11 protein-coding genes are annotated in these 16,367 nt (G+C 56.1%); all 11 read right to left on the reverse strand.

The genetic code is table 11. The features are described 5' to 3' along the window. Positions 1–2: 2 nt before the first annotated feature. A complete protein-coding gene (locus PGR91_RS06035; RefSeq protein ID WP_101570742.1) occupies positions 3–1,244 on the reverse strand; it encodes a phosphatase PAP2 family protein in 1,242 nt (413 codons plus the stop codon). 47 nt (positions 1,245–1,291) lie between these two features. Then, positions 1,292–3,235, reverse strand: a complete 1,944-nt coding sequence (locus tag PGR91_RS06040) for a sensor histidine kinase (protein ID WP_101571587.1) — start codon at positions 3,233–3,235, stop codon at positions 1,292–1,294. A 17-nt stretch (positions 3,236–3,252) separates the two neighbouring features. Then, positions 3,253–5,619 (reverse strand): TonB-dependent receptor, encoded by a 2,367-nt coding sequence (locus PGR91_RS06045; protein WP_118656537.1) that lies wholly within the window; start codon positions 5,617–5,619, stop codon positions 3,253–3,255. A gap of 276 nt (positions 5,620–5,895) precedes the next feature. Then, positions 5,896–6,312, reverse strand: a complete 417-nt coding sequence (locus PGR91_RS06050) for an ACT domain-containing protein (RefSeq protein ID WP_055204030.1) — start codon at positions 6,310–6,312, stop codon at positions 5,896–5,898. Positions 6,313–6,336: 24 nt separating this feature from the next. Next, positions 6,337–7,638: a phenylacetate--CoA ligase family protein gene (locus PGR91_RS06055; RefSeq protein ID WP_118458662.1), complete on the reverse strand. Its 1,302-nt coding sequence runs from the start codon at positions 7,636–7,638 to the stop codon at positions 6,337–6,339. A gap of 56 nt (positions 7,639–7,694) precedes the next feature. Next, positions 7,695–9,011 (reverse strand): aminotransferase class I/II-fold pyridoxal phosphate-dependent enzyme, encoded by a 1,317-nt coding sequence (locus PGR91_RS06060; protein ID WP_101570738.1) that lies wholly within the window; start codon positions 9,009–9,011, stop codon positions 7,695–7,697. A 19-nt stretch (positions 9,012–9,030) separates the two neighbouring features. Further along, positions 9,031–9,624 carry an indolepyruvate oxidoreductase subunit beta gene (locus PGR91_RS06065; RefSeq protein WP_118656539.1) on the reverse strand — a complete coding sequence of 198 codons (594 nt, stop codon included), beginning with the start codon at positions 9,622–9,624 and terminating at the stop codon, positions 9,031–9,033. 5 nt (positions 9,625–9,629) lie between these two features. Beyond that, positions 9,630–11,246, reverse strand: coding sequence for a thiamine pyrophosphate-dependent enzyme (locus PGR91_RS06070; protein ID WP_055204036.1), 1,617 nt, complete (start codon positions 11,244–11,246; stop codon positions 9,630–9,632). 22 nt (positions 11,247–11,268) lie between these two features. Then, positions 11,269–12,036, reverse strand: coding sequence for an amidohydrolase (locus PGR91_RS06075; RefSeq protein WP_055204037.1), 768 nt, complete (start codon positions 12,034–12,036; stop codon positions 11,269–11,271). A 182-nt stretch (positions 12,037–12,218) separates the two neighbouring features. Continuing rightward, entirely contained in the window at positions 12,219–14,786 is a 2,568-nt protein-coding gene (locus tag PGR91_RS06080; protein ID WP_118656541.1) for a hypothetical protein, read from the reverse strand. A gap of 259 nt (positions 14,787–15,045) precedes the next feature. Beyond that, entirely contained in the window at positions 15,046–15,720 is a 675-nt protein-coding gene (locus PGR91_RS06085; protein WP_101570731.1) for a porin family protein, read from the reverse strand. Positions 15,721–16,367: the final 647 nt, after the last annotated feature.

Raw genomic sequence — 16,367 nt, forward strand, 5'->3', positions numbered from 1 at the left:
TGTCAGAACATGATGCTGGCGCCGCCGCAGAGCGTGAGAACGTGCCGGATTCCTCCGCGTGGAACGAAACCGGAGGTGACGAGATCGTAGTCGGTAGAGAATTTCATCCCGAATTTGTGGTTGGCCAGGAACGTGACCGACAGGCCCGTTCCGAACCCGAATCCGTTCTTGTCGCCGATCCGGATGTCCGAAAGCCGACAGGAGGGATAGTGAACATATCCGGCGAGCAGTTTGCCGCCGACCAGCCAGCGGCAGGTCAGCGGATAGGAGAAAAACGGGCCGACGTACCCGGAGATCATGTCCAGCGATTCGTCCTGAAGGATTTTATCGACCGACAGGGGCATGTTGGAGATGGTCGCGCGTCCTCCGATCCCGATGTGGCGCGTGATGAACCAAGCGCCTTCGACGCCTGCCGTGCCTCCGGTCGAAAGCGACGCTTCGCGGCCGTCTTCCAGCGCGTAGCGTCCCGGTGTCAGGTTGAGTCCCAGGTAAAGCCCGAAAAACGAAGGTTTGTAACCCGGATCGAAAGGTCTGTCCGGCAGTCGCGCATACGTGATCCCGCGACCTTTGAAGATCAGGTCGGCCAGGTAATACCCCACTTCGGTAGACAGAATGCCGATGCCGGCCCCTACCAGCACGTCGCTCAGCCAGTGTTTGTTGTTCATTTGTCGTGACAGGCCGGTGAGCGTGGCCGCCGTATAGGCGCCGATGCTGTACCACGGACTGCGGGTCATGCCGTACTCTTTGTGCAGCATGGTCGCGGTCATGAAGGCCGTTGCCGAATGTCCCGACGGGAACGAGTGGCGGTTCGATCCGTCCGGGCGCATCACTTTGACCGTGTGTTTCAGGGTGTTGACCGCGATCGCCATCAGCGAGGCCGAAAATGCGTCCGAAACCAGCATTCGTCCCCAGGAGCTTCTTCCCTGTATGCCGCCGATTTTCAGCCCCAGCATGGCGATGGCGGGGGCGTATTGCAGGTAATCGTCGTAATGGTGTCGGAAGGAGGGCAGGAAGTTGTCGCGCAGGCTGTGGAAATGCGAGTCTTCCCCTGCCACGATCAGTCCCGCTGCGATCAGCGGGACGGCCACGTAGGTCATGCGGTAGGTTTGCGACGAAGTGAACCGGTCCCATTGGTCCCGCGCGGGCGCTGCGAGGGCCGGCAGCGAGTCCTGCAGGCATGTACGGCGATAGACGGACGGGATCTGCCCCGAACTTTCGTATCCGGCAATCAATATCATCATCATCCCCAAGAACAGATTCCGAGAGAGCGTTATGTAACGGGAAATACGGGTCACGGGACAATCGGGTGCGAAAAGACGAACCGCGCTCCCTCAGTGTATTCCGGATCGATCCAGATGTTCCCTCCGAACCGCAGTACGATTTGTTTACAAATAGCCAGGCCGAGACCGGTGCCTTGTTTGAATTCGTTCAGTTTTTCGAATCGGTTGAAAACCCGTTCCTGCCGTTCCCGCGGGATGCCGCATCCGGTATCGGAAACCGAGAACAGAATCCGCCGCTGCTCTTTTTGTATTTCGAATGCGAGCGCGATCGTGCCCTTTTCGGTGAATTTGCTGGCGTTTGTCAGCAGGTTGATCAGCACCTGCGACAGGCGTTGCGAGTCGGTCTTCAGGATAAAGGATTCGACGGGAGGATTAAAAACGCACTCCACGCCTTTTTTACGGCCGTGGGCGGTCGTCGAAATGACCTGCTGACAGATGGCGACGATATTCTCCGGATGCAGCGTGAAACTGATTTTCCCCGTCTCGAGCCTCGAAATATCGAGAATATCCCCGATCAGCGTCAGCAGCAGGTCTGAATTCTGGTTCACGATGCCCATGTATACGTTCCGGTCTTCTTCGGAAATGGATTCGTCGCCCAACAGGGCGGAGAATCCGACGATCGCATTCAGCGGCGTCCGGATTTCGTGGCTCATGTTCGCCAGGAACGCCGATTTCAGCATGTCCGATTCCTCGGCTTTCTCTTTGGCGGCGATGAGCTCCCTACCCCGGTTCTCCAGGCTGATTTTCAGTTTTTTGTTCCGGTAGTAGAGGTAATACAAGAAGGCGATGAACAGCGAGAGCACGATGAAAATAACGATCAGGATCAGGATGTACGATTCGTATTTCTGCAATCGCGCCTCTACGGTGTCTACGACGATACTACCCGACGGCAGTTTATATTCCGCGATTCCGAACTCCTTGAGTTTTTGCAGGTCGAAACGATATTCGTTTTCCGTCGGATCGAAATGTACCGCCCGGGGTTTCTTTTTATAGAAGTCGGCTATTTGCCCGGCTATTTCGCTGGCTCCGTTTTCGTATTTGGGGATGTAGCCTCCGATAGCCCCGCTGCCGATCCCCGAGCCGCTGACCGAAAAAACGGGCAGGTGGGGTTGATCGGCCAGGAGCGTTTTCAGCGAATTGTCCATAAAATACTGGCCGTCCTGACCTACCCGCCAGGTGCCGATCAGCAGCACCGATTTGCGCGGCAGCCGTTCGATGGCTGCATAGGCCTTTTTCTCCCCGTTCCGCCCGTCGATCAGGGTGAGGGTCAGGTCGGGATGGCTGCTCATTTCCTGCTTGACCAAAGCCTGCAGCGAAATACCCCCGTAGGTATTGTCCGATAGGAATGCGATGTTATCTACGTTCGGGTAGAGGGAACGGATCAGGTCGATGTTTTTGGCGATGTCGTACCGGTTGAGACTTCCTCCCCCGTTTCCGATGCTGTCCGCCTGCCGTATCATATCGACGGACTCGGGCATCCATTTATCCGTAACCGGACGGTTCCGGTCCGGGAGCGGAATTCCGTTCGTGCTGGCGTAGCATCCGAAAAACGGAATGTCCTGGGGAAAGCTGTCCAGGGAGACGAACGATGCCCATGCCTCCTGACCGAGCAGGATAACGGCTTTCAGCCGGTTCCTGTCGTAGCGCTCCAACACCGAGATAAGCCGGTCTTTCCACAGATTGGCTTCCGCTACGCTTTTGCAACCCAGATCTTCGATCAGAATTTCGAACGGAACGTTTTCGTTGGCGATCTTATGTTCGAAGTCGGATATGAAACTCGACATGCGTCTGGTATCCGGGTTGTACGACGCGATGATCAGGATGGTGCCCTGATCCCCGGGACTGTCGAGGCTGTTTTTGGCCGCGATGCCGATCGGAAACAACAAGCTGACGAAGAGCGCGGCCGTCGCGCACCCGACTATGAATTTCAGCTTATTGAGTCTTCTGACCGACATATTTTTCCCCGATTTGGTTAAAACGATATCCTGAGGCCGGCTGTCCAGGTAATGCCGAATCCGTACCATACGACGGCGGTTTCCCGCGTATGATCCGATCCGTCCAGTGCGTCGGATATGTATTTCCGGTTGAACAGGTTGTTCACGTTGCCGAAAAGCTGCCCCTGAAAAGTACCCATTTTGAAATCGTAATTGAGGTTCAGGTCGACCGTCGAATAATCCGGCAGCTTCCAGGCTTCCGCCCTGTCTTTTTCATCCGTGCGGTCGGCTGCGGCGAAATCGGCATAGTGGCGCCCGTAGTAGTTGAAGTCGACGCCGAGGGTCAGTCCCGATACCGGCATACAACTGAGCCCCAGCATCGCGCTCGTCTGCGGCGCGTTGCCGACATGCAGGTTCTTGATGTAGGCGTGGTATTCCCCGATTTTTTCGTTCTGTTCGTTGAACAGGGTGAAATTCACGTCGTTGGTCCAGCGCCAGTTCCCGATCGTAAAGAAGCCGTACACCCGCAGCCATTCGAGCGGCTGGTAGCTCGCTTCCAGTTCGATACCCATATGCCGCGCGTCGATGTTCGGGATACAGGCTCTGGGGCCGTTCCAACTGCCGATCGCCTTGGTCACGCTTTTGTCCATCCATTGGGTGTAGTAACCGTTCAGCATGACGCTCAGCGTCCGGTAATTGAATCCGTAGCCGATTTCGCCCGTCGCGATTTTTTCGGGGATCGGGTTCGACAGCGGCGTGTTGTCTACGAAGATGTTGTCCATCATCGGCGCTTTGGTTACGTAGCCGCCGTTGACGAATACGTTGTGCATTCCGTTGAAGCGGTAGTTGAAACCGGCTTTCACGCTGAACGGCACGAAATTGCTCCACGGGGTTTTTACGTTTGCAACGGGATAGGTCTCCTGGTTGCCGTACGTCCCGTATTTTCCGGGATCTTCGCGTTTGTAGGAGTGACTGGTCACGGAGGTCGAGACGAATGCCTTGTAGTGCTCCCGGTTGTATTCCAACTGGGCGAAAGCCCCCATCCACAGGATTTTGCTGAGATAGTCCTGGTTGACTTTGTCGCCTTCCCGCAGTTTCGTGTCCGGATCGCGCCATGCGAGTTTGTTGTCCTTGTAGTAGGCGCCTCCCAGCAGATCCGAAATCTTGTCGTAGTGATAGCCTTTATAATAACGCCCGTCGATACCGACCGTCAGTTTGAGCGATTTCGACAGTTCGTTCGTATAGGTGGACAGCAACCCGTACCAATCGTGCGAGTTGGTTCCCATCGTGAAGATGGCGTCCGAACCGTGGTCGGAGTTTTTGTTGTCTTCCATCACCGGCAGGTAGTCGATCAGTCCGTCCGGGGTCAGCGAAGTGTTTTCGTTGGGTCGTCCGGTCTTATAATTGTATTGCAGGCGGTTGGCGTCTTTGCCGTATACTTTTCGGCCTCCTCCCGTCGCATTGGAGACATAAACGGAGGTCGACAGCGTGGATTTGCCGTTGATCTGCCAGAAATGGTTCAGCGAGATTTGCGGCTTGTGGTATTCGTTATAGCCCGAATAGGTCGGAACGATCTGTCCGTTGATATAACCGTAACAGGTATTCATCCGGATGCCGTCTTTATGGAGGTCGTAATCTTCGATCGACTGTTTGTTGCTGCGCCGGTTATGCCACTGCGGCGCGCCGAAGGCCGTCAGCGACAGGATGTGGTTGCGTCCGAATTTTTTCGAAACGTTCGCAAAATAGCTCCAAGCTTCGAAATTCGTTCCTTTTACGTATCCGTCGCCCGTCGTGCGGGTTCCCATGATCGAGAAGGCCCACCCTTTCGGAAGCAGACCCGAAGAGAGGTTGAAGCCCATTTTCTGGTAACGGTCGTTTCCGATGCCGTAATACACGGAACCCTGCCGGTTGACTTCGGTGCTCTGGGTGACGATATTGACCGTCCCGCCGACCGAAAAGAGACCCAGTTTGGAGAGCCCGATACCGCGCTGTACCTGGATGCTGTTCGTAACGTCGGCCAGTCCCGACCAGTTCGACCAATAGACGCTTCCGTTCTCCATGCCGTTGACCGGGATGCCGTTGATCAGCACGGCGATGTTTTCCGAACCGAAGCCGCGCAGCATCAGCCGCGAATCGCCGAAGCCTCCTCCCTGCTTGGTCGCATAAATCGACGGCGTGGATTTCATGATTTCGGGAAATTCCTGATTGCTCAGTTTGGTCGCGATGTCTTTCGCGCTGATCGTCGACAGTACGACCGGCTCGACGCCTTTGTCATGTCCGTAGGAAGCCATTACTTTCACCTCTTTCAGTCCGATGGACAGGGTGTCCGCATCTTCCGGAATATTTTGGGCGCTTATGGCCGATACGCAGGACATGCAGAAGAACGGGAGCAGGAGTTTTTTCATTCACAGGAATGTGTAAGTACAATCGGTGCAAATTTAGAAACTTTTTCCGATTTACTGTGTCTTTTCGTCTTTCCTGCATGTCAATATTTTATCCGTTGATATACAAAAAGTTTTTCCGGATGGAATTAAATGCGGCCGGAGAATCTTTACGATCACTACAGGAGCGTTTTACGCCGAATCGTACCGGGTCGATTGCCGGAAGTGCGGAATAACAAAAAGCGGATGATTTTTCATCCGCTTTTTGTCGTTTTTCGATATATTGGAGCCGCTGCCCGTTTATTCGGAACGGAACGAAACCAAACGACATTTGCACCGGTTGAGCGTTTCGATACATTTGGCCACGTCCGTAGGACGGATGATCACGCTGGCCAGTTCCCCTTCGGAAAAGGCGTACATATATTCGATGAAGACCTGCTCGCGGGCCAGAATATCCAGCACCGGAGAGAGCGAGCCCGGCGTGTTGGGGCAGTTGATTCCCACCACGTCGGTGAGCGTCACCGCGAATTTAGCTTCGCGAAGCACCCGTTTGGCCGCTTCGACGTCGGAGACGATCATCCGCAGAATACCGAAATCGGCGGTCTCCGCCATGCTGAACGCATACATGTTGATGCCGTGTTCGCCCAGGATGCGGGCCACGTCGTTGATGCGTCCCGTCTTGTTTTCCAGAAATACCGATAATTGTTTGATCGTCATGATTATCCAGTTTTTAAGGTTTGTCTATTTGAGTACGCGTTTATCGATCACCCGTTTGCTTTTGCCTTCGCTGCGCTCGATGCTGTGCGGTTCCATCAGACGGATGTCGGCCCCGATGCCCAGCACGCTGTGCAGACGGTCGGCGATCCGTTTTTTGAGCGCCATCATCTGGCTGATCTCGTCCGAATAGAATGCTTCGCGCACTTCGACCTGCACCTGCAGCGTGTCGAGGTTGTTGACCCGGTCGACCACCAACTGATAGTGCGGTTCGAATTCCGGCAATTCCAGTACCACGCTTTCGACCTGGGACGGGAAAACGTTCACGCCGCGGATGATCAGCATGTCGTCGCTGCGGCCGACGATACGGCTCATCCGGACGTTCGTGCGTCCGCAGGCGCAGGGTTCGTAGGTCAGCGAACAGAGGTCTTTGGTGCGGTAGCGCAACAGCGGCATACCCTCTTTGGTCAGGGTCGTGAGCACCAGCTCGCCCTGCCCGCCGGCGGGCTGCGGTTCCAACGTGTTCGAATCGATGATTTCCGGATAAAAATGGTCTTCGACGATGTGCGAACCCGATTTGCAGCGGCATTCGTACGATACTCCGGGCCCCATGATCTCGCTGAGCCCGTATATATTGTACGCATCGACGCCCAGCTTCGCTTCGATCTCGCGGCGCATGTTTTCGGTCCACGGTTCTCCGCCGAGAATGCAGGTACGCAGCCGAAATTCGCTGCGCGGAATACCCGACTTGATGATTTGTTCGGCCAGGTACAGGGCGTAAGACGGCGTGCAGGCCAGCGCGGTGGAGCCGCAGTCGTGCATCAGTTGGATGTGCTTGGCCGTATTGCCCGTAGACATCGGGATGACGGTCGCTCCGAGGTGTTCCACCCCGTAGTGCAGACCCAGTCCGCCCGTGAAAAGGCCGTAGCCGTAGGCGACCGTGAACAGGTCGTCGCGCGTGGTGCCGAAAGCCGTCAGGCAGCGTGCGATCGACTCCGACCAGATCGAAAGATCGCGGTGCGTGTAACCGACCACCGTGGGTTTGCCGGTCGTCCCGGACGAGGCGTGCAGCCGGACGATCTCCGATTGGGGGGCGGCGAACAGCCCGTACGGGTAATTGTCCCGCAGATCCTGCTTGGTAGTGAAAGGCAGTTTGACGATGTCGTCGATCGTGTCGATGTCGTCGGGCGTAAGGCCCATCTGCTGCATTTTGTCGCGGTAGAAAGGGGTATGGTGGTAAACCCGGTGCACCAGCTTTTTGAGCCGGGCTCCTTGTAGCAACCGCATCTGTTCGCGGTCCATACACTCCTTCGTTTGATTCCAGATCATAATTTTGTAGATATTCCGCATCCGGCGATGCGGTGGGTTTTCATTCGGTTTTCAGGTTACAGCGGGTGGTCGGTTTTGAAGGCTTTGAGTCGCTGTTCGAGGATGTCGAACAGTTCGTCCGTCATCCGCGACGTGCAGGCGCGGATGCCTTCCTGCAGGCTGCCCGTGGTATTCAGCGTGATCGAGCTGATCCCGTAGTAGAGCAGTTCGCGCATCAGTTCGCCCGAAGTCATTCCCGGGTAGCCGATCGTGAAGAAGAATCCGTCGCCGATCGGTTGCTCGACGTCCTTGTCGTATACGACGTGAAAGCCGTTTTCGCAGAAAAGCCGCTTCATCTTTTCCGCCCGCCGGCCGTATTCCATCGTGTCGGCCACGAAATCGATCTGTCCGTCGCAGGCCGCTTTGTACATCGCCGCGAGGCCGAACTGTACCGAATGGCTGGCGCCGGAAGTGATCATGTACATGATCGCGTTGGTAAACGTGTTGCCGAAAAGTCCGGCTCCGTTGTAGCGTTCGGCCAGGGCCGGGTAACGGCGGTTGAAGAGTTTGTCGGAAATACATACGACGGCCATTCGCTGGCCGGCATAGCTGAATATTTTCGAGGCCGACAACATCAGCATGTAGTTGTCGGTGTAACGCGCTACGGTCGCCTGGAAAGGAGGTTCGAACGGACGGCTCAGATCGCGTCGGAAATCCATCGCGAAGTAGGCCAGGTCTTCGAGCACGATCGTGTCGTACTGCGTGGCCAGCTCGCCGATAATCTGCAATTCCTCCTCTTCGAGGCAGATCCAGGCCGGATTGTTCGGGTTCGAATAGATGATCGCCGAGATATTTCCCTCTTTCAGAAAGCTTTCCAGCTTGTCGCGCAACGCTGCTCCCCGATAGTTGAAAATGTCGAACTGGCGGTATTTGACACCCAGTATTTTCAATTGCGATTTCTGGATCGGGAATCCCGGGTCGATGAACAACACGGTATCCTTACCGGGCGAGCACTGGCTCGTGACGATGAACGAGCCGAACGATCCCGCGACCGATCCGGTAGTCGGAATACAGGCTTCCGGCGTGATGTCTACGTTCAGGAAGGCCTTTACGAAGCGCGAGGTTTCGCGTTTGAGCTCCGGAACGCCTTCGGCGGCCGGGTAGATGGCTGCGATACCGGTGTCGAGCGCCGCTTTTTCGGCGGCGATTCCTACCTGGTTGGGGCTCAGGCCCGGTACGCCCTGGTCCATCCGGATGAAAGGGATGCCCGTGCGCTGCTCCAGGGCCGAGGCCAGCAGCACTACCTGTCCGATCGTGGCCTGTGCCAGGTCGGTGATCTTCAGCTCGTCGACGATCGATTCGACCAGTTGTCGACTGAATACGCTATTTTGCATGTTTTTCGTTTTCGCTTTTTTACAGATGTTTCCGCATGATGTGCTCGGCGGCTTCTCGGCCGCATGTCAGCGCTTTGAGGTTCATCGCGACTACGTCGTCGCCTTTGCGTCCGAAAAAGCGGCGGATGCCGTCTTCGATTTTTTCGATCCCGATGCCCAGGATCGGCGACGCGGCGCCCAGCAGCACGACATTGGCGGCGCGCGGGACGTTGTTCTCTTTGGCCAGCGCATCCACGTCGAGCAGGATGACGCGCGGCAAGCGTTTCAGGTCGGCCAGCAGGTCGTCTACCTGCGGGTAGTTCGGAATGTTGACGAAAGGCGCGGCGTTGGTCACGATCCAGCCCGTGTCGGACAGGTAAGGCAGGTAGCGCAGCGCTTCCATCGGTTCGAGCGACAGGATCAGGTCGGCCCCGCCGCGGGCGATCAGGTCGGAACGGATCGGTTCGGACGAGATCCGCAGGTTCGATTGTACGTCGCCGCCCCGCTGGCTCATGCCGTGCACTTCGGCTTGCTTGATATGCAACTTTTCTTCCAGGGCCGCTTCGCCGATGATCGCTGCGATCGAGAGGATGCCCTGGCCCCCTACTCCGGACAGAATGATATCTAGTTTCATAGGTTTCAAGATTTGGTCGTTTTGTTTTGTCGGGCTTCTTTGTGGTGCCGTTTGAGGGTCTGGATGCATTCGCGGCGCGGGATGATGACCGAGACGCCCCGGTATTCGATCTCTTCGCGCAGGATGGCGGTGATCTCGTCCATATTTTTCGGCAGCGGAACCACCACGCGCACGTGGGCCGGATCGACCCCTACTCCGAGGCAAATCGCTTCGAGCTTGTTCGTCCCCGCGGAGTCCTGGCCGCCGGTCATCGCCGTGGTCAGGTTGTCGGAAATCACGACGGTGATGTTGGCGTTCGAATTGACCGCGTCCAGCAGGCCGGTGATGCCCGAATGGGTGAACGTTGAGTCGCCGATGACCGCTACGGCAGGCCACAGGCCGGCGTCCGCAGCGCCTTTAGCCATCGTGATCGAAGCTCCCATGTCGACGCAGGAGTGGATGGCGCGGAACGGGGGCAGCGCTCCGAGCGTGTAGCATCCGATGTCGCTGAATACCCGGTAATCCTTGTATTCGCGCACCACGCGGTTCAGCGCGTCGTACGTGTCGCGGTGCCCGCAGCCCGAACACAGCGCCGGCGGACGCGGGGTTACGTGTTCGCTCGGGGCGAAACCGGGCGCCGATTCCAGTCCCAGCGCCTGTTTGACATTGTCCGGGGTCAGCTCCCCGGTGCGGGGCACATCGTTGCTGAGGCGTCCGCGGATACGGACGGCGGTAGGCAGTACGCCGCGCAGTTGTTCCTCCACGAACGGCTGTCCGTCTTCCAGTACGAGGATTTCGTCGCAGGTTTCGGCCATACGGCGCACCAGCGTTTTCGGCAGCGGATACTGGGACAGTTTCAGTACCGGGAAATCGCATCCTGCCGGAAAGTTCTCCATCAGGTAGTTGTAGCCGATACCGCAGGCGATTACGCCCGTTTTCCGGTTCGGGCCGTCGGTATAGCTGTTGTAGGATGATTCGGCGGCGAGCGCTTCCAGTGCGGGCTGTTGTCCCAGCAATTCGCCGTAGCACCTGCGTGCGTTGACGGGCAGCAGCACCCAGTGCGCCGCGTCGTCCGGGAAACCGAGCTCGTTCTGTTCGCGGATGCGGCCCGGGCTAATGACGGCCCGCGAATGCGCCATCCGCGTGGTAATACGCATCAGTACAGGCAGTTTGTGCTGTTCGGAAAGATCGAACGCATAGGACATCATGTCGTAGGCTTCTTGCTGCGACGAAGGTTCCAGCATCGGCGTGAATGCGAATTTGCCGTAGAAGCGGGAGTCCTGTTCGTTTTGCGACGAGTGCATCGACGGGTCGTCGGCCACGAGGACGACCAATCCGCCGTTGGTGCCGGTTACGGCCGAGTTGACGAAAGCGTCGGCGGCTACGTTCAGGCCCACGTGCTTCATGCAGACGAGCGCCCGCTTGCCGACGTAAGAGACGCCCAGAGCGGCTTCCATCGCCGTTTTTTCGTTGGTGCACCAACGGCTATGCACGCCGCGCAGCGTGGCCAGTTCCGAGGTCTGGATATATTCGGTGATCTCCGTCGAGGGAGTTCCCGGGTAGGCGTACACGCCGGTAATCCCGGCATGAATGGCTCCCAATGCGACGGCCTGGTCACCCAGCAGCAATAATTTTTCTTCCATATTGATCGTGTGAGGTTAGCTGTTAGATATTCAGTGTGAAAGGATCGGCGTCCTGAAGCGCCGGGAATTTTTCGCGGAAGGTCGTCAGGGAGATTTTGTCCGCTTCGGCGGAGAGCGTCGCCGGCTGTCCGCCCGTGCCGGCATCGGCCAGCGGTTTGCCGAGGAAGTCGAGCAGTACAGTCCCTCCGCAGTAGTTGCAGTTCGGATCGTCTCCCACCCGGTTGACCCCGGCCACGTAGCAGACGTTTTCGATCGCCCGCGCTTTGAGCAGCGCGTTCCAGGCTTCTACGCGCGGCGTCGGCCAGCTGGCTACGTAGAGAATCATGTCGTAGTCGTCCCGGTTGCGCGACCAGACCGGGAACCGCAGGTCGTAACAGACTTGCAGCAGGATGCGCCAGCCTTTGTATTCCGCGATCACGCGCCGGTCTCCGCCGGTGTATTCCTTGTGCTCGCCGCCGTAAGTGAAGAGGTGGCGTTTGTCGTAATGTACCGTCGCACCGTCGGGACGGACGAAATAGAACCGGTTGAAGTAGCGGCCGTCCTGTTCTACGGCTACGCTGCCGGCCAACGCGGCTCCTTTCTTCCGGGCCGTCCGTCGCATCCATGCCAGAGTCGGCCCTCCGTCCGGTTCGGCGGCTTCGCGCGGGCGGGTGCAGAACCCGGTCGGGAACATTTCCGGCAGTACGACGAGGTCGGTTTCTCCGACCGCAAAGATTTCCCGTTCGAAACGGTTGCGGTTGGCGGCCGGATCGTTCCAGACGAGATCGGCCTGTATCAGGGTGATGTTCATAAATTTTTTCAAAAACGCTATATCTTACAAAAGTAAGATTTATATCCTGAAAAAAATAACAATCGGTTAAAATTTATTTGTCGGCTGCCGGCGTTTGATTCCCGGTTCAGGGATAAATTTCACGCCGGAAAGCGTTGAAAAACTATCGTAGGCGTATCCCGAATCAAACAAATGCGCCAAAATCACTCCAATCTTTGTAGCGTTCTGCATACCGATCCGTCCGCCGCGATACCCTCGATCACGATTTCCAAACGAGACTTGTTTTTGTCGTTGGTGTAAAACTCGATCGAACCCTTGCCGTCGTTCCCAAGTTGTAAATAGGGTTCCCAATAGAGTGTCGTCCTGCGATCCGGGGTTTTATTCGCCAGTCGCTCCGGAGTGTCGTAAACAGGATGGTAAAACTCGGCTCCAGGTATATAACCCACCGTTCTGTACAGGCCGAACCGGCGTTTTCCCTGGGCGTCCTCTTTCAGATAAATCTCGAAACGGCAGGGATAATCCGGGCTGGTACCGATCGGCAGATACGGAAGAAACTCCCGCAGCGGAGGTCCAGGCATAGGCATGAGTACCGTACGGATGTATTCGATGTCCCTGACCGTATATAAGTTCAAAAACTCGGTACCCATAATCACCTCGCCATTCAGGCGGAATTGAAGCGGGACACTCATTCTGCCCCCCATATCTATACACCATCCCAAAGGCATCTGTTTCATTCCCGGAAAGTGTTGTACATATTTCTCCAGCGACATCGTACTCAGTTTTGCGAACTGCGCCGTATCCTTGTGCAGTCTCTTTTCGATTCGCAGGGCCGGAGCGTTCGGATCACGGCCATGAACCACCACCTCGTCGATCTGGTACGTTGTAAGACTGTCCAAACCCGTTGGAGGCGGAGACGCCCGACGAACCTCTTCGAGCCGCTTTTCCCTGATTGTCTCGCTCTGATAAGGAGCCAGGGGCGTAAGCCCCGGACGGTAATAAGTGTCTTCGAAATGGATCTCGTAGGGAATCTTCCCTTTTTTGTTGTAAAACGGGATCAGAAATACCGTCGTATCCTGAAAATCCAACCCTTCGAACAGAAAGTGTCCCGCACTGTCCGTCGTGGCAGTGAACGCCCGGTCGCCCAGACCGTCGCCCCGGGAGGCGAACGCCGTTAGGGTCGCTTCCCCAACGCCTTTGCCGAACATATTGTTCACGCGACCCGAGAAAAACTGTCCGTGCTCGAAAAAGAATTTCGGCCTGAACGGAGCGGTGCGGAACAGACTGTCCGTACGGAAACGCCGCCAGCCGTGCGTTAGCATAACCAAATCAAGGCTGTGCTGCCGGGCCGGCGAGTCGTCCAGAAAATAGTACCCCGGATTGTGGACGTATCCCTTCAGATCGGAGGTCAGCAACAGATAAGTGTATATATGATCGGACAGGGAATCCGGTTTCACGGCGTCCGCATCCGTTATGCTGACCGAAAACCGTCCGGAGAGGGGTTGCGCTCCCCTTTTCAGCGAAATATCCGCCCGCACCTTCTCGCGGACTCCGTAAGCGGGTTTGTCGGCGCGGACGGTGAAACGGGGAGTACTGCCGGGTTTGCGGATATAGACCAACCGTTCGGTGCGGGGACAACCGGTCGAGTCTGTCAGCAGCAGGTGAAGGATACCTTCCGGTAATGAATCGGTTCTTATCGTTCCTGTATTTTGCCGCGCGTCTACCGGGTGCAGCAGACAGCACACGCCCCGCGTATGTCCGACCAAAAGGCCAGACGCGGGAACTTTTCCCAGAATCCGGTAACGAATGTCCCGGTTTCCCTGAACGACCTGCAAAGCGCAGGCGTTGTCACGCACAGCCGGAAGGGAAACGGAGACGGAAAGCGTATCGAGGAACGCGACCGCGCGATAGCTCTCGCTCTCGCGGGGCGTGAGCAGGAAACGGCCCATTCCGTCGTGCTCGCTGCGGAAGCGGGCTACGGTATCGTTGCCGCCGTTCAACAGATACCCCTGTACCTCCGCAGGACTGCCGTCCGGACGGACCGCCCTGAACGCAACGATCTGGGGCATGTCGGATCCTACCAGTTCGCCCCCTTCGGGAAGGAACTGGATGTCGAACGATGCGCGGGGCGGTTCGATAAAGACCGTACGGCGGAAAACGGAATCCTCGCGTATCGAAATCCGGATATCGGCATAGGCCCCGCGGGAAGCGGAATCCCCGGGCAGGGGAACCAGTACGGCGCCCGTGGACGAAAGACGCTGCGTACCGGAACCCAGGTGTTTCCCGTTCTTATCGTACAGATCGAACGACGCTTCCTTTTTCGAAAGGGGGCGTTCGTAACGGTCGAGAAAACGGACGACCATACGCTTGTCCGTATAAGTGACCGAATGGCGGACTTTCGAGATATTCTGTCCGATCACGATGTTTTTCTGGAAGAAACCGGAGGCGTCGAAATTGAGCATCCAACCCGTATAAGCCCGCAGGGTGTATTCCCCGGAAAAAAGAGTATCGGCCAACGGGAGGCAGTTTGCGAACCCCATCGAATCGCGTTTGATCTTTCTCGAAGTCACCAAACGTTTGGCCCGGTCGTACAGATCGACGTAAATGAAATTGGAGAGCGTATCGGGTCTGTGTGTCACGGCATCCGTCAGATAGGCCCGGAACCAGATCGTGTCTCCGACCCCGTAGTAGGGCTGGTTCAGATGAAGGTAGAGCTTCTCGGGATGTTTGGCGGCTTGCGCGTCGAAAAAGGACTGTATCCCGGAATCTTGCATAGCGTTCCGGTTTTCGCGGGCTGTTTGGGCACGGGTGTGCGGGCAGGCAAGATAAACTGCCGTACATAAAATCAGCAAAAATCTATCCATAGCGCATATGGTATTGGATTGTATCAAATTTATAAAATATTCGATTGATTTACAAAACAATTCGACGTTCGTTCGTGTCGTGCCGGAAAATAATAAAGAAAGCGGGCGACTTTACAAAAGTCACCCGCCCGTATCAGAAAACGGTTCTGGAAGTATTTCCCCGATAGGTTTAGAATTTCCAGCCGAGAGTCAGCGAAAATACCCGGTTTTTGATTTTTTTCAGGTCGCCGCCTTCTTGCGCTATTTCCTCTTTGAACGTATCGGTCGCGATGTCGTTCAGCGAGAAGTTGTAGCGGGCGTCGATTACCAGTCCGTAGTCGAGGGTATAGGAGAGGCCGACGGGAATGGCGATGTCGGTCGTCCGGAACAGGTTTTCGTCTTTGAGGTCGGCGGTTTCCCACGGTCCGTCGTTGCTGCGCACCCGCAGTTTGGAACCGATGAGGAATCCCGGTTGGATGCCGGCTTTCAGGGCCAGTCCTTTGGTTACGTAAAAGTTGGCCAGGATCGGAATGTTCAGGTAATTGAGCCGGTAGCTAAACTCTTCGGACTCGGTTACGAATCCTCCTCCCGGGCCCCGTTCCGTCCACGTCGCCTTGTCGGTGGAACCCTGCCGGGAATAGAGCACGTCCGCCGAGACGGCGAGCCATTTCAGCGCGCGGTATTCGGCGAAAGCGCCGACGATCAGCGAGGGTTTCGTTCCGTTCAGGTCGCGGGTATTCTCGGCGGAACTAGCGTACAGGTCGGCGATGTTGATTCCGACTTTCGGGCCGAACGTAAAGGTTTTCTGCCCGGAAACGACTCCGGCGGCCAGCACAACTGCGATTAGGAGAATTGTTTTTTTCATAAGGCGGGTTTTTGTCCGTAAATAATTGACTGAAAATAAAACCGAGGAAATCTGTCGTTACTGCAAAAGTAAAAAATAATTCGTAAAAAAGTCTCCGTTGCAATCCGATATGCAGCGGAGACCGTGTTCGATTGAACTGGGTATGTAACCGAAAATCCCGAAGGACGTTTCAGTAGACGTTGGTCTGCAAAGTAAATCCGGCATTCATCTGTCCGGTTCGAGACTGTTCAAGACCAATCGGGCGGTGATTTTCGGATGGCGTCCGCTCCGGCGGTACCGCACTTTCCCTGAAAATCCGTTGTCCTGTATCGATCGTCGTCGTGGCCGTGGTAGGCAGGAGGGGAAACGTTAATCGAAAAAACGCCTCGGAACCAAATCGGTTCCGAGGCGTCGGGGAAAACAGTAAACGTGGACCGCTTACGGATTGTCCGCCTGATTTTCGAGCCGGGTACGGCCCGCCGTTTCATAAACATAAATAATTTTTGTACTGCACTTTGCGAAGTTTTTGGAAGAAATATCTTTTCATGTGGCGTATGTTGTTTTTTTACGGGCGGAATCTCCGAACCGGTATTCCCGAACGGATCGGCCGTCCTCTGTACCTGCGTTTTATTCGCATTTTACGATTTGATTTGAGCATTATTATTCGT

The organism is Candidatus Alistipes pullistercoris, assembly GCF_027665465.1.
Classification (GTDB): Bacteria; Bacteroidota; Bacteroidia; order Bacteroidales; family Rikenellaceae; genus Alistipes_A; species Alistipes_A hominis.

Coding starts and splice junctions, on each gene's coding strand:
- PGR91_RS06075 (WP_055204037.1), bottom strand. CDS start 12,036: ATGAACATCACCCTGATACAGGCCGATCTCGTCTGGAACGATCCGGCC.
- PGR91_RS06045 (WP_118656537.1), bottom strand. CDS start 5,619: ATGAAAAAACTCCTGCTCCCGTTCTTCTGCATGTCCTGCGTATCGGCC.
- PGR91_RS06060 (WP_101570738.1), bottom strand. CDS start 9,011: ATGCAAAATAGCGTATTCAGTCGACAACTGGTCGAATCGATCGTCGAC.
- PGR91_RS06080 (WP_118656541.1), bottom strand. CDS start 14,786: ATGCAAGATTCCGGGATACAGTCCTTTTTCGACGCGCAAGCCGCCAAA.
- PGR91_RS06035 (WP_101570742.1), bottom strand. CDS start 1,244: ATGATGATGATATTGATTGCCGGATACGAAAGTTCGGGGCAGATCCCG.
- PGR91_RS06085 (WP_101570731.1), bottom strand. CDS start 15,720: ATGAAAAAAACAATTCTCCTAATCGCAGTTGTGCTGGCCGCCGGAGTC.
- PGR91_RS06040 (WP_101571587.1), bottom strand. CDS start 3,235: ATGTCGGTCAGAAGACTCAATAAGCTGAAATTCATAGTCGGGTGCGCG.
- PGR91_RS06065 (WP_118656539.1), bottom strand. CDS start 9,624: ATGAAACTAGATATCATTCTGTCCGGAGTAGGGGGCCAGGGCATCCTC.
- PGR91_RS06070 (WP_055204036.1), bottom strand. CDS start 11,246: ATGGAAGAAAAATTATTGCTGCTGGGTGACCAGGCCGTCGCATTGGGA.
- PGR91_RS06050 (WP_055204030.1), bottom strand. CDS start 6,312: ATGACGATCAAACAATTATCGGTATTTCTGGAAAACAAGACGGGACGC.
- PGR91_RS06055 (WP_118458662.1), bottom strand. CDS start 7,638: ATGATCTGGAATCAAACGAAGGAGTGTATGGACCGCGAACAGATGCGG.